This is a genomic window from Streptomyces lothianensis (genome assembly GCF_047779955.1).
Lineage (GTDB): Bacteria > Actinomycetota > Actinomycetes > Streptomycetales > Streptomycetaceae > Streptomyces.
This window is the reverse complement of sequence record NZ_JBLMKT010000075.1, coordinates 24,878-38,227: the sequence shown is the minus strand read 5'-3', so window position 1 is coordinate 38,227 and position 13,350 is coordinate 24,878. Positions and strand designations below refer to the sequence as shown.

The following is a 13,350-nucleotide window of genomic DNA, read 5'->3' as shown; positions in this document are numbered from 1 at the left end:
TTCGCCAGGATCGTAACCCTGGCATCAGGGACTCCACCAAACGCAGTGCAGCTCACATGGTCGTTACGGACTCTGCAGGGTGGCTGCTGTTTTGCAGTCCGGCCGAGCCGGCCAGCTGCGCGGACATCACGCGCGCCCGAAAGCTGGGCCTGGTCAGGCTACTGGCTCACGGACCCGCCGTGGAAAACCTGGCCCATGCCGGCTACCAGGGCCTGGGTGCCCAGGCCGGCGGGCGCGTGACGACACCACCACACCGAAACCTTCGGGTTCGTGGAATCTGAAGGCTGTCTTGATGGGAACCCGCTCGTGGGGGGGCTCTCCTGGGAGGCGCAAGCGGGTTCGGAGCAGATCAGCTCACCCGTGTCCGGCCCCAATGCCGACGAAAGGCACTCGTGGTCTGGCACGGCGGCTGATAGAGGTTGCAGATGACTAACGGAGATCTCGGTTCCCTGGACCGTATGCTCGCTGAGCGCTCATGTGAGCGTTTGGTCTTGGAGCTCGTCCGAAGGCTCGATCTCGGCGAACCGAGCACGGTAGCCGACCTGTTCACCCCGGACGGAGTCTGGGAGTGGCCGCGTGACGGTCGTCTTATCGAAGGACGCGAAGCCCTTCGCCACTACTTCGGATTCCGGCCAGCGGACCGGCTATCCAGGCGGATGTGTACGAACATTCTGGTCACTGTTCACTCGACCAACGAGGCAACGGCCACGACCTATTTCGCAACTTACCGGGTCGATGGCTATGCCGAAGGCCTGCTTGTTCCACCCCGGTTGCCGGCAAACATTGGTCACTATGAAGACACCTTCCGCAGGACCGATGGCGTCTGGCTTCTGGCGAGGCGAACTCTGGTCCTGCCGTTCGGTGGGCCGACGGAGCGTCTCGGTGAGCCTGACCAGGCCGGCAAGAGCAGCTGATCACAGGGCAACGCTTCCTACGGACGGCCTCGTCCCCCTCAGGCCTGTGTGGGGTCGATCGTGAAGCGTTCAGAAGCCGTATCTCAACCGAACGTGATCGCTTTATTTCTGCTGGTCAGGCATGGTGCAGCTTCGGATGAGGGAGGGATCCGGCGTCTTGTTTCCGCCCCGCCACTATGGGCTGCCGCATCCTCTGTAGACAGGAAGGCCTGCACCATGAAGAAGCCCCACACACCGCGAGTCAAGGCGGCTCTGTCCGCTGGAGCCCTTCTCTTGGCGGGACTCGGGCTCAACCTCTCAACCGCCTCACCAGCTACGGCTGGCGGATGTGACTACTTCGCGTGGCAGGAGCTCTGTGGTCGGGTCATCAACTCCACCGCCTCGGACAAGTGGTTGGTCGTAGCTGACGACTGGAACTGTGGTGGAAGTGGCACAGCGTGCGGTAACAAGGTCCGCTTGTACCCCGGGGATCGGTCCGTGGATGGCGCGGATGGCATGACCGACGCCGACGGCGTCTACGTCCCGAACGGCTGTACCGGCCGATTCACTGGCACTGGCGGGTCTTGGGGACCCGGGTAGCACAAGATCCGGAACAGCATCGGCTACTACACCGTGAGAATTTACTGCTAGGCGTGTTTCGAAAGCAGATCAGGCAAGAAGCCGGTGCCACCGACATGGACAGGCGTCAGCTGTTCGACGGCGTACAGCTTCGTGCCGCTCCGGCGTGTCCCGCCGCGGGACACGCCGGAGCGTACGGGCTGTGGGCCAGTCGCATCCCCTGTTCCGCCGAGGGTCGGCACGCTGATGCCGAGGATCGGGGGCCGTCAGCTTTCGTACGCGGCCCGAAGTCGCACGGTCGATACCGGGCGAGTTGCAGTGGTCGTCATGCGCTCTCACGGGAGAACGGGCCCTCGGTGGCGGTGTGGGGTCGCTGACCGATGGGACTCGGCGCCCCTGGAGCAAGTTGCAGGGACAGGCGGAGTCCGGTCTATTCGGTGGAGCGGAGCGTCAAGAAGTCTTGAGCTCCCCGCAGTTCGGTGCGGAGTTGCAGCTGAGTCGCAGGGCTGCGCAGGCGCACATCGAGGGCTCCGGGGAGTGCGCTGTCGGCGCGGCGTCCCTCGGGGAGGCGGGAGGGGTCGAGCCCGTCGCGCTGGGCGATAAGGGTGCCGAGTTCGTGGCGGCTCAGGGCGTCGGCTCCACCGAGGTGGTGGATGCCGGCTGCGTCGCTTCCCGCGAGTTCGAGGAGGGCTGCGGCCAGGTCGTCTACGTGGACCGGGCAGCGGATGTCGTCGGTGAACAGGGCGCCTTCGACGTCCCCTGTGGCGAGTTGGTGTACGAGGCGTTCGTGTACGGAGCGTCCGTGGCCGATGATCAGCGAGGTGCGGGCGATGACGGCGCTGGGGATTACGGCGAGGATCCCAGTCTCGGCCGCGGCCTTGGCCGCGCCATATGGAGTGATCGGGTCAGGGAGCGCGGACTCGTCGTAGTGAATGTCGGCGCCAGAAAACACGGCGTCGGAGGAGACCTGGACCATTCGGGCTCCGTACTTGGCGACGATCGTCGCGAGATGGACGGGTCCGGTGGCCGTGACCGCCCAATCGGCTCCGCCGCTCGATGCGTTGACCACCAGCCGCGGACGCACCTCGGCCATGACGGCATCCACGCGCGCCAGGTCACGCAGATCAAGGTGATGCCACTCGGCGCCGGGGGTGTCTCGGTGCGTGTGTGCGTACGTCGCGGCTATGGGAAGCCCGGCCGCTGTCGCCTGCCGGATGAGCTCGGTGCCCAGGAAGCCGCTGCCACCGACAATCAGAACTGTCATGGGCAACCACGGTAGACGGGCACACGACAGTGCCCGACCTACCTCAAGGCCGGGCACTGTTGTGGTGGTCGACGACGGGGGGGGCATCGCCACCGCCTTCAGGATGATCTACCGGACCTGGTGCCGCTCCACAGGAGTTCGTGGAGGGGTGGCGGGCCCGGGTATGGTCGGACTGGCGAGGGGGCGAACCGATGACTTCAGGCACAACAAATACTCCGGGCAGGGCGAACACTTTCTCCATCGGAGGTGAATACCGGGTATCCCGGGTCGGGTTCGGTGCCATGCGCCTGCCGACCGCTCCTCGCCCTGAGCGGGAAGCCGCCATCGCGGTAGCCCGGCGTGCCGTCGAACTGGGCGTCACCTTGATCGACACCGCCCACCTGTACGGATGGGGAGCCAACGAGGAACTCCTGGCCGAGGCCCTGCATCCGTACCCGGACGACCTGCTGATCACCACCAAGGTCGGAGTCACCCGGTCCGGGCCGGAAGAGTGGGCGTATGACGCACGGCCGGAGAGCCTGCGCGAGCAGGTCGAGCAGGGACTGCGTCGGCTCCGGACCGAGCGCGTCGGCCTCCTGCAACTGCACCGGATCGACCCGAAAGTTCCGGTCGCCGAACAGGTTGGCGCGCTCCGCGAACTCCAACTGGAAGGGAAGATCGGGCACATCGGGCTGTCCGAGGTCACGACCGCGCAGCTCGCCGAGGCCCGGCAGACAGCCGAGATCGCGAGCGTACAGAACCGCTACAACCTCCTCGACCGAGACTACGAGCCGGTTCTGGAGGCATGTGAGGCCGCCGGCATCGCCTTTCTTCCCTGGCGCCCCGTCGCCTCAGCAGCCGATTTCGGCAAGGCATCCGGGCTCGCTGCCGTCGCCACCGAACTCGGCGCCACCGCCCCCCAGGTCCTGCTTGCCTGGCTGCTCGCTCATTCCCCGGTGATCTTGCCGATCCCGGGAACCGGCTCGCTCGCCCATCTGGAGGAGAATCTCGCTGCGGCAGACCTCCGGCTCACCGGCTCGCAGCGGCATCGCCTCGACCGTACGGCCTTGTCCGTCTAGAGACGGCACGCAATTGAAGTCCTTCACCTCGTGACCTGCCTCCTGTGGAGCCTCGCTGATCTTTGCTGATCATGCGATATGGAGGCTCGGTAGCTTCCTGCATGGCTGCATGGCTGCACGGCTGCATGCCGGCCTGACCGGTCTGTTCGGTCGCCTGGGCAAGCCGTGCGTCTGGCGCCTGCCGGAGGGGGTGTTCTCAAGTCGGCGCCGCCAGACGGCCGGTGCCCTGCCCTCTTTTGCTGGACTCAGCCCTGCCACCCGGCCGTGCGGATGCACCGCACGTTGTCCCGTCGGCGGGGTCTTCACGGGCGAGAGATTTGTGCTGTTCAAGCCTCCTCCTGGTGTCCCAGGGTGTCCCATCGCGCTCGATTCTTCGGCGCGCGGCGGCTGTGATGGAAACACTAGTCTTCTGAGTCAGGAATTCTGTTCAGATGTATAGGCTTGCTCTATGGCGCGGACCGGGCGGCCGAAGGCCGAGTTGACACTGTCGGACGAGGAACGAGCCGCACTCGAGGAATGGGTGCGGCGTCGTTCCACGCCGCAGGCGTGGGCCCTGCGGTGTCGGATCATCCTGGAGTGCGCAACTGGCGCTTCGAACAAGGACGTTGCGGGCCGGCTGGGGTCGACTCCGCATGCGGTGGGCCGCTGGCGGGCCCGGTTCGTGCAGTACCGGATCGCCGGTCTGGGTGACATGCCACGTCCGGGCGGACCCAGGACCGTGACGGACGAGCAGGTCGCCGCGGTGGTCACCAAGACGCTGGAATCCACTCCGAAGAACGCGACGCACTGGTCGACGCGATCGATGGCCAAGGAGATGGGCCTCTCGCAGTCGTCGGTGTCACGGATCTGGCGGGCGTTCGGCCTGCAACCGCACCGGTCGGAGACCTTCAAGCTGTCGACCGATCCGTACTTCGTCGACAAGGTCCACGACGTCGTCGGCCTCTATCTCGATCCGCCCGAACGGGCCCTGGTGTTCTGCGTCGACGAGAAGTCGCAGATCCAGGCCCTCGACCGGTCCCAGCCCGTGCTGCCGATGATGCCCGGGGTTCCCGAACGTGCGACCCACGACTACGTCCGAGCCGGCACCACCACCCTGTTCGCGGCGCTGAACACCGCCACCGGGGAGGTGACCGGCTCGCTGCACCGCCGCCATCGCGCGGTGGAGTTCAAGAAGTTCCTGGTCAAGCTCGACAAGGAGGTCCCCGCCGGCCTCGATGTCCACCTTGTCTGCGACAACTACGCCACCCACAAGACGCCCGCGATCAAGAAGTGGCTGCTGGCCCATCCCCGGTTCCATCTGCACTTCACACCGACCGGCTCGTCCTGGCTGAACCTCGTCGAGCGATGGTTCGCCGAACTGACCAACAAGCAGATACGGCGAGGCGTCCACAAGTCCATCCAAGCCCTGGAGAAGGACATCCGCAGCTGGATCGCCACCTGGAACACCGACCCGAAGCCCTACGTCTGGACGAAGACCGCGGACGAGATCCTCGAACGCCTCGCCAGTTATCTGAACAGAATTCCTGACTCAGAAGACTAGGGCGTGTGTCGGAAGTGCTTTAGGTTGGCTGATGTGAGTGCGCGGGGGCGGAGTTACCGATACGTCGGGCCGGTTGAACTGAAGGCTGCGGTCCGGACCGGCAGCGGCGGGTGCCCGATCAGCTCGGCGGCTGACTTCGACGGTTGGATCGCTGAGCGATCGGTGGCAGAGCTGACCGAACCTTTCACCTTCGTGGTGGGCACGGATGGTGTGCTTCGGCTGGCGCCGCGGCGAAGTGAGCACGTGGCCTGCGCTGGTGGGGGCATGGTTCTCAGTGCCGGCGAGATCAGCTTCATGCGTGAGGCAGGCCGGTGGACCGTGGGCGAGGTCAGCAACCAGTCCACCGGATACTGCCCGGACGTGACCTCCTGGCCGGCAGTCGCTCGTGCTCTGGACGACGTAGAACTTGGGCGGCCCTCTGGCTTCACCCACGAGGTGGTGTTCCGGCGGTGCCCCGACTGCCAGGAGCACAACATCGTGCGCGAGGACGACTTCGTCTGCGTCTTCTGCGGCAGCGATCTGCCGGAGACGTGGAACGTGGATCCCGCCGCATGACGGCCGAGGTCACAGCCACTCGTTGATGGCCGCGACGAGGACCGTCGCCTCGTAGCGGACCGCGAGTTTGTCGTACCGCGTGGCGACGGCGCGGTGTCTCTTGAGCCGGTTGATCCCGCATTCGACCGCGTGACGTTCGCGGTAATCAACCGGGTCGAAGCGCGGCGGCCGGCCGCCGCGAGAGCCGAGCTTCCGACGATTGCGGGCCTGGTCGGCCTGGTCCGGGATGGTGCAGCGGATCCCGCGGCGGCGCAGGTAGGCACGGTTCTTGCGGGAGGCGTACGCCTTGTCCGCGCGGACCCGGTTGGGGCGGACCCGTGGCCGGCCCGGCCCGATGCGGGGCACGCGGACCTTTGCCAGGACGGGTTCGAACTGCGGCGAGTCCCCGCGCTGTCCTGCCGTGATCACGATCGCCATGGGCTTCTGGCCCTGCTCGACAGCCAGGTGCAACTTGGTGGTGAACCCGCCGCGTGAGCGGCCCAGTCCGTGATCACCGGGCTCGGTAAACACACCGCCCGGCGGTTCCTTCTGCAGGTCACCCTGCTTGCGGGCCCTAGCCGCGTGCTGATGAGCACGACAGACCGTGGAGTCGACGCTCAGGTCCCATGCGATCGCACCCTTCGCGTCGGCCAGGGACTGGAGCCGGGTGAGGATCCGGTGCCAGGTTCCGTCCCGTTGCCACCGGCGGAACAGGTCGTAGACCCGACCCCACGGTCCGTACTCGACGGGCACGTCCCGCCACGGAACACCGGTCCGGACCCGGAAGCGTATGCCGTCGATCAACCGCCGCCGAGGCCAGACGGGCGGCCGGCCTGCCTTCGTGCCCTTCGGCAACAACGGCTCCAGCACCGCCCACTGCTCGTCCGTGAGATCTCCCCGACCCATGAACCGTGATCATTCACAGCCCAAGATCCACTTTCGACACACGGCCTAAGGGTGTGGGCCCGCAGACGCGTCCTTTGCTGGTGTTCTACGGCCTGAGTCAGGCTGGCAGGGCAATTGCGGCCGCGGCCGTCGATCTCAAGGGCGAGAACTGGAACCTGGTCTCGCACGGCATCCATGCCTCGGGCTACCACCTGGACTTCGCCGACATCGAGATCCGCACGGATCCTGTTGGCACTGCCGGCAGCTTCGTGCGGCTCAGCGAGCTGCTGCGGTCGCCGGTCTGGGGCAATGACACGGTCGTGCGGCTGGAGGAAGTCTGGGACACCCTCCCTGCCAGCTTGCAGTACCCGCTGACCGGCCGGGATCGGTTCACGCCCCTGTACGCCAGCGCGGACTCGATCGACGGCACTGACTTTCACCCGCTGCTCACCCTTCACGTCGGCGACATCCTGGACCGCGTTGTGGACAACGGCGGTCGCACAGCATTGGATGAATTCCTGCAGAGCTACCCCGGCGCCGCCGGGTATGACGACTTCGCCCGTCGCCGGGCGGGAGCCGATGCCGAGCCGGACTTCGAGCGGCACCACCCGAACGCCGGCTGGCTCTACATGCACTGGAAGATGCCTGCGGAAACAGGCACCCGGGAGGAGCGCCTGTCCGCGATGACCCGGAAGTACGCCGGGCATCGCTACTTCTTTCCCGCCGTCGCGGGCCTGCCACGTGAGCTCCACCCACTGATGGCGTGGTGGGCGGTGCTGTACGCACTGTCGATGCTCGCCCGCTACCAGCCCGCCCAGTGGGCGAACCACATCAACGTGGACGGCAGCCGACACGCGGTGCCCATCGAGAAGATCCTGGAACGGGCCATGGAGCATCTGCCCGTACTGATCGCGGACACCATCGAGGAAGTTGCCGCCTGGCCGTAGACGCCGAGCGAAACTGGCGCTGGCGAAGTTCTCGGTCGTCCTGGCCGAGCAGGTGCCGCTGCGAGCTCCAGCCTGCGACTTCGCGCTCTTACTGTCCGGCGGGCTGGACTCCTCCGTGCTCGCCTACCTGATGCGCCCGCCAGTCTGCGTCACCGTCTGCTCCCCGGGCCAGGAGCGTCTCGACGAGTCCGCGATCGCCACGAGGATCGCCGCGGACATCGGCGCCGAGCTCGTGGTGATTGAGCCGGATCCGATCGACTTCCCCCGGGTGCTGCCGTACATGGTGGGCGCCCTGGACTACCCGATGGGCAACGCCTCCACGTTCTCCGAGTACATGGCGTACAGGAAGATCGCTGACCTCGGGCTCCGCGTCGTGATCGGCGGGCTTGGCCCGGACGAGTTCCTCATGGGCTACGTCCGCCACGCCCTGGTCCTGTTCGGCGCCGAGCAGGTCCTGGCTGCCGGGATGGGCGCCTACCGGCCGCCGCCCATCGGCCCGGGCTTGTGCTGCCGGGTACCCCACAGCAACCCTCGAGAGCCAGGTCTCGCGCCAGGGAAGCACGTTCGTGTCCGGGTGATTCCATATAATGGGCAGACTGCAGGTACATGCCGTGTTAAAGATGCCTGTGTGCGTGTAACACGGGTGCTGATTGACAGCTTCAGAGGTTGGGGACACCTTGATGTGCGTCCCGGCAGCCATGTGTTGGTGGCGGGGGTCCCCCGCGCCGGACGCACCGACCTGATCACCGCCCTTGCCCGGGTCCTGGATCCGGATGCCGCGCGTGGCGCCGCCCTGTCCGATCTGCATCAGCGGCCGGTCATCCCCGACGGCGCCGACCCTGCGCCGGCTGAAGCGGGCGATGACGTAACCGAGGGACAGGCGGAAGCAGCCGTTGAAGCCCCAGCCGCCGATGTTGTCGGCCCAGACGATGCGGCGGAAGAAGGCGCGTCCGGCGACAACGGCGCGGCACCGCAGGCTCCCTCTGCGGTGCCGCAGCGGATGGAGGCCGCCCAGGTCGAGGTGACGCTGACCGATTTCGATCCCGATGTGCAGCAGTTGCTCGATGGGGTCCTGGAGCCGCTGGAGGACTCCGGGTGCGCGAGTGAGGATCCTGATGCGTCTGCGGATGCTCCGCTGTGCGCGCGGCTGGCCTACCGTCTGAGCTATGACGAGGAAGCCGAGACGCTGGAGTCGGTGGTGTACTTCCCGGCGCGCAGCAACCCGGCGCTCGGCCAGTACTCCCGGGTTCCGGCCGCCACCCGGCGGATGCTGCCGGTGGTCACCCTCGATGCCGGCCAGCCCCTGCAGTTGCGTGCCGGTGCCGGCTTGCGGCGCATCCTCGACGAGCGGGACGCCAAGGCCGGTGCGGCGGCGTTTGATGCGCTGGCCCAAGCCGTCGCGGAGGCCGTGTCGGCGCTGTCGGCCAACCCGGCCGTGGCCGAGGCCGTCAACGCGGTACTCGCGGTCGGCGGGACAGGGGAACGGATCGGCGATGCCCCGCTCACCGCGGAGCAGGTCGGCTTCCGCACCGAGGACGGGTCGGTGGCCGCACTGCTGCGGACCCTACGCGCGGCACTGCATCTGGACGCGGGCGGCATGCTCGGGCTGGCCCAGCACGGCAGCACGGTCAGCGCGGTGTTGTCGATGGCCGAGGCGATGCTGCTGGCCACCGTGCCCGGCGCGGTGGTGCTGGCCGACGACTTCGGTGACCAGCTGGATGCTCCGGCCACCGAGCACCTGGCGGCCCTGCTGCGCGCCCGCTCCGGGCAGGTGTGGCTGTCCACCCGGCGGCCGGAGGCCGCCCGGGCCTTCGAGCCCACCGAGGTCATCCGGCTGGTGCGCCACGGCGGCGTCCGCTCCCACCACCAGCTGACTCGGATCATGGACCGCAAATCACTGGTCGCGATGCGGCAGTGGCACACCCAGCTGCTGGCCGCGCTGACCGCGCCCACGGTCGCCATCACCGAGGGTCCGCACGACGTGGCCGTGCTCAGCATGGTCGACCGCCGCAAGCCGCCCTCCTTCCTGCCCCTGTCCGCCCACGGAGTGCGGCTGGTCGCCTCCGGCACCGGAGGCGAGGGGGGCGTCGGCCAGATTCCCCGCGTCGCCAACCTGGCACGCCAGTTGGGCTTCCGCGTCCTGGCGGTGATCGACCGCGACAAGGACAGCGACCAGACCAGCGACGAGATCGCCAAGATCCAGGCCGCGTGCGATGCGGTGGTCCGGCTGCCTCCCGGCGCCATCGAGCGCGCCATGGGCGACGGCCTCCCGTTGCAGGCGCTCGCCGACGCCAGCGCCACACTCACCGAGTACGGCATCCCCGACCCCATGGCCGGCCAGCTCACCGAGGCCGCGGTGACCAACCTGTGCAAGGTGCTCCACAAACAGAGCCTGCACGAGCAGTTCCTGGAAGCCCTCTACGCCGAACCCAACGCACCACACCCACCAGTGATCTCCATGACGCTGGCCATGGTGCAACTGGCTGCCGACCCCTCCTACAGCGGGCCGCAACTGATCGACGTGCCCGCCATGTCCCGGCCGGAAGGCGCCTGATGGCCTATCAGGCTCCCGCGGACCAGCGCACGGTGATCGAGAGCGCTGCACGGGTGCTGGTGGTCAGCGGCGGCGCCGGCACCGGCAAGACCACGACGGCGGTAGCCGCCGCCCGCGCCCACCTGGAAGCGGCGGACGAGGGACTGCTGCGGCTGCGGCGGGAGGCTGCCCGGCACGGGCAGCGCGCCCAACTGCCTGCTGCGACACGGGCGTTGTTTCTTTCCTTCTCGCGGACCGCCGTCGCCCAGATCATCGACCGGGCCGCGAACGTCATCGGAGAGCTGCGGTCGCGGCTGGAGGTGTCGACCTTCCACGGCTTCGCCTGGAGGGTCATCACCGGCTTCGGTGCGCACCACGGCTTTCCGCCTCCGCAGAGCGTGCTCAGCCAGGCCAACCAGACCGTGCCCGGGGCCCCTCCCCGGATGACGTACAACCAGCTGATGCCGGCCGCCCGCCAGTTGCTGGCTCTTAACAAGGTCCGCGACCACTACGCCGGGCGCTACACCCTCGTCATCTGCGACGAGTTCCAGGACACCGACGCCACCGAGTGGGCCTTCCTGCAGCAGATCGCCCCCAAGGCGCGTCGCATCCTGCTGGGCGACGTCAACCAGAGCATCTACGAGGGCTCGTTCAAGCCCGGCGTGAATCCCGCCGCCCGGATCGCGGATGCCATGGCGCTGCCCGGTGCCCGCCGCATCGACCTGCAGGCGGCCAGCTACCGTGACCCCTCCGGTGTGCTGCCTGCGGCCGCGGAAGCCGCCCGCCGGCGCCGCTTCACCGACCCGGCCCTCCGCACGGCCGCCCAGCAGGGACGCCTCGCCGTCACACGGATCACCGACGACACCGGCTACGCGCAAGTCATCGAACTCGCCCGCGCCGCCCGCCAGAAGAAGCACACCGTCAGCATCTTCACCCACACCAACATCGCCACCACCTCCCTCTCCGACGCCCTGACCGCGGCCAGCCTGGTCCACGAGCAGGTCGGTTTCACCGAGGCCCACGCAGAAGCACTCTCCGCCCAGCTCGCCCTCGTCCAGTTCGCGCTCGGGCAGAAGGGCGTCCAGGTCCGGCGGGCACTGGCCGTGTTCGTCACCGCTTGCCTGCGCGGCCGCGGGCTTTCCCCTCTCGCACGGCAGATGCTGGACCAGTCCAACCCCGCGCTGCAGCGTGCCTTGCGGGCGCTCGCGCAGGATCTGCGCTCGGCGGGGAGCGGCCCGAACGCCGACATCGACCGCCTCGCCGACATCGTCACCGGTGCCTACGCCCGCATTGGAACCTTCCGCGGCCAGGCTTGGCTCCAGGCCGCCCCCACCACCCGCCGCGCACTGCGCCTGCTCAAGGAAGACCAGAGCATCACGGCGGTCGCCGAAGAGCTCCACCGTGCCCGCGATGAAACCCTGGTGGGTGACACCCGGCCGCGCCCGCGACCGGTGCAGGTGATGAACCTCCACCAGACCAAAGGACGCGAAGCCGACACCACCATCCTGCTGCTCGCCGACGACGAGTACTACGGCCCCGAAGGTGAACCGTTCCCCAACGGCTCACGGCTTCTCTACGTCGTCATGACCCGCGCCCGCCACACCGCCCACCTCGTCGTTCCCGACCGCTCCCATGCCTTGTGGGCGCCCCTCATCGCCGCCCTGGAGTAGCCCTCCCCGCCAACGAGCCCACCACGCTGGCTGGCGCACCGCGGAAGATGGACGCCGTGCACTTCCTGTACGACAACACGCCCCGCGTGGAGCACCAGCATCGAAGCCCGCGGCATGAAGGGGCCTGCCGGATCGCGGTCACCGGGCGGCAGCCCAAGGCCGCGACCGGGCACTACTACACCAGCCGGTTCACCGCCGGCGACATGGACTTCACGCTGCTCAACCGATCCACCGACTACGGCACCTTCGCCGAGGCTCAGGCCGCCGACCCAGCGCACACCAGCAATTGAAGAACAGCAAGGAGCGGGCCCCGGGAGACTCGCCCCTCGGGGCCCTGGCATGCCCGTCCCGGGGCAGCCTTCGGAGTCCGCAGGAAGTCCTCAGCGGGCTACGTTGCAGCGGGGGCAGGACAAGTGAACGAACAGGCTTTCCGGTTTCGTGGGAGTAGTCGATTTCTCTGCTCGTGGACTCGCCCATGTACCCGCTGGGGGAATTCGAGTGCCGGCACCACAGTCGAGTTACACGGCATCAACCTTCCCCTCTGTGGGGAATCCCGACACCGACGTGAGGAACTGCGCTGACGTGAAGTAGGGATTGTTCGTGCCACCGAGCACCTCGATAAGAATCGCTTTCCCGTCGCACTCCATGACTCGGAACTGGTCGCCTGCACGGAGCGTGAGGCCCTTGCCGTCCCCTCCGTCGGACACGACGTCGAAGACCTGGCCCTTCGTTGAGCACGCGACGTTCCACTTCCTGGCCGCAGCCTTGGCGGCCCTCAATACGCTCCTCCCTCCAGATTCAGCACCCCGGCCAATGGCCCACCCACCCACGGCAATGACGACGGTCAGCGCTCCGGGGCCGCCCACCTTCTTCGCCAGCGTCGTCATCGTCTGATACCCCCCCAGATTTCCCACCCATGCCTCCTCGTTGGCCACGCATCAGAGGCAATCCTATGGAAGGAATCCATCGACAGGGGCCCAAACCCGAGCACCCTGCCCGGTGACACGTAGCTGGCACACACCCGACATGTCACCCGATCACGCAGCAGTCCCAACCTTCACATCCACGACCACAATGGCAGCAACTCACCCTTGCTGGGCTCTGATCGCGCACACGCTGCCCGGGCAGTGACACCCGCGGGCGGCCGGGTGCCCGGCGAAACCGATCCCGCAAGCACCTTGGCGAACATGATGCGCACGTGTCGCCGCCGAAGCCTCGGACGCACCCGCGCAAGGGTGCTGGACAGTCCGGTGCAGCGGCCCGGTGCTCGCGAAGGTGTCGCCCGGGCACCGGGCCTCACCAGATGGCGACGCTCAGGTTGATCCAACCAGGACTACACGCCCTCGTTCTCCTGCATCTTGACATCGAGCCCGGACATGTCGGCCGCAGCGGCGACGATGACAACGGTCGGCACGAACAGGACGAGTCCGCCCACGCGCCTGGAGCG

Annotated in this window: 11 protein-coding genes; 8 read left to right on the top strand and 3 right to left on the bottom strand. The window is 67.6% G+C overall.

From position 1 onward, the window contains the following. Nucleotides 1-425: 425 nt before the first annotated feature. Nucleotides 426-914 (top strand): nuclear transport factor 2 family protein, encoded by a 489-nt coding sequence (locus ACLF6P_RS27230; RefSeq protein ID WP_415953848.1) that lies wholly within the window; start codon nucleotides 426-428, stop codon nucleotides 912-914. Nucleotides 915-1,902: 988 nt separating this feature from the next. Here ACLF6P_RS27230 and ACLF6P_RS27225 read toward each other — a convergent pair. After that, entirely contained in the window at nucleotides 1,903-2,736 is an 834-nt protein-coding gene (locus ACLF6P_RS27225) for an SDR family oxidoreductase (RefSeq protein WP_415953846.1), read from the bottom strand. A 191-nt stretch (nucleotides 2,737-2,927) separates the two neighbouring features. Between ACLF6P_RS27225 and ACLF6P_RS27220 the strand changes: the two genes are divergently transcribed. From ACLF6P_RS27220 to ACLF6P_RS27210, 3 genes are all read left to right on the top strand, one after another. Next, a complete protein-coding gene (locus ACLF6P_RS27220; protein ID WP_415953844.1) occupies nucleotides 2,928-3,794 on the top strand; it encodes an aldo/keto reductase in 867 nt (288 codons plus the stop codon). Nucleotides 3,795-4,242: 448 nt separating this feature from the next. Then, entirely contained in the window at nucleotides 4,243-5,334 is a 1,092-nt protein-coding gene (locus tag ACLF6P_RS27215) for an IS630 family transposase (protein WP_415953842.1), read from the top strand. Nucleotides 5,335-5,367: 33 nt separating this feature from the next. Further along, a complete protein-coding gene (locus tag ACLF6P_RS27210; protein ID WP_415953841.1) occupies nucleotides 5,368-5,889 on the top strand; it encodes a hypothetical protein in 522 nt (173 codons plus the stop codon). Nucleotides 5,890-5,898: 9 nt separating this feature from the next. Here the strand turns inward: ACLF6P_RS27210 and ACLF6P_RS27205 are convergent, their stop codons facing one another. Further along, complete coding sequence (locus tag ACLF6P_RS27205; protein WP_415953839.1) at nucleotides 5,899-6,774, bottom strand: IS5 family transposase; 876 nt, start codon at nucleotides 6,772-6,774, stop codon at nucleotides 5,899-5,901. Between the two features lie 5 nt (nucleotides 6,775-6,779). On the opposite strand from ACLF6P_RS27205, the gene ACLF6P_RS27200 reads away from it, so the two are divergent. Genes ACLF6P_RS27200 through ACLF6P_RS27185 form a run of 4 tightly spaced genes read left to right on the top strand, consistent with a single transcriptional unit; the run spans nucleotide 6,780 to nucleotide 12,193 of the window. After that, the gene (locus tag ACLF6P_RS27200) at nucleotides 6,780-7,700 is read left to right on the top strand and encodes a YaaC family protein (protein WP_415953837.1); all 921 of its coding nucleotides are present in this window, start codon (nucleotides 6,780-6,782) and stop codon (nucleotides 7,698-7,700) included. A 52-nt stretch (nucleotides 7,701-7,752) separates the two neighbouring features. Continuing rightward, nucleotides 7,753-10,254, top strand: a complete 2,502-nt coding sequence (locus ACLF6P_RS27195; RefSeq protein WP_415953852.1) for an asparagine synthase C-terminal domain-containing protein — start codon at nucleotides 7,753-7,755, stop codon at nucleotides 10,252-10,254. Beyond that, nucleotides 10,254-11,903, top strand: coding sequence for a UvrD-helicase domain-containing protein (locus ACLF6P_RS27190; RefSeq protein WP_415953835.1), 1,650 nt, complete (start codon nucleotides 10,254-10,256; stop codon nucleotides 11,901-11,903). The genes ACLF6P_RS27195 and ACLF6P_RS27190 overlap by 1 nt, the downstream gene beginning before the upstream one ends. 56 nt (nucleotides 11,904-11,959) lie before the next feature. Then, entirely contained in the window at nucleotides 11,960-12,193 is a 234-nt protein-coding gene (locus ACLF6P_RS27185) for a hypothetical protein (RefSeq protein WP_415953833.1), read from the top strand. A gap of 228 nt (nucleotides 12,194-12,421) precedes the next feature. Here the strand turns inward: ACLF6P_RS27185 and ACLF6P_RS27180 are convergent, their stop codons facing one another. After that, nucleotides 12,422-12,838 carry a hypothetical protein gene (locus ACLF6P_RS27180; RefSeq protein WP_415953831.1) on the bottom strand — a complete coding sequence of 139 codons (417 nt, stop codon included), beginning with the start codon at nucleotides 12,836-12,838 and terminating at the stop codon, nucleotides 12,422-12,424. Nucleotides 12,839-13,350: the final 512 nt, after the last annotated feature.

Bases quoted from the DNA above. Each gene is read 5' to 3' on its own strand.
- ACLF6P_RS27230 (WP_415953848.1), top strand. From the start codon at position 426: ATGACTAACGGAGATCTCGGTTCCCTGGACCGTATGCTCGCTGAGCGC.
- ACLF6P_RS27225 (WP_415953846.1), bottom strand. From the start codon at position 2,736: ATGACAGTTCTGATTGTCGGTGGCAGCGGCTTCCTGGGCACCGAGCTC.
- ACLF6P_RS27220 (WP_415953844.1), top strand. From the start codon at position 2,928: ATGACTTCAGGCACAACAAATACTCCGGGCAGGGCGAACACTTTCTCC.
- ACLF6P_RS27215 (WP_415953842.1), top strand. From the start codon at position 4,243: ATGGCGCGGACCGGGCGGCCGAAGGCCGAGTTGACACTGTCGGACGAG.
- ACLF6P_RS27205 (WP_415953839.1), bottom strand. From the start codon at position 6,774: ATGGGTCGGGGAGATCTCACGGACGAGCAGTGGGCGGTGCTGGAGCCG.
- ACLF6P_RS27190 (WP_415953835.1), top strand. From the start codon at position 10,254: ATGGCCTATCAGGCTCCCGCGGACCAGCGCACGGTGATCGAGAGCGCT.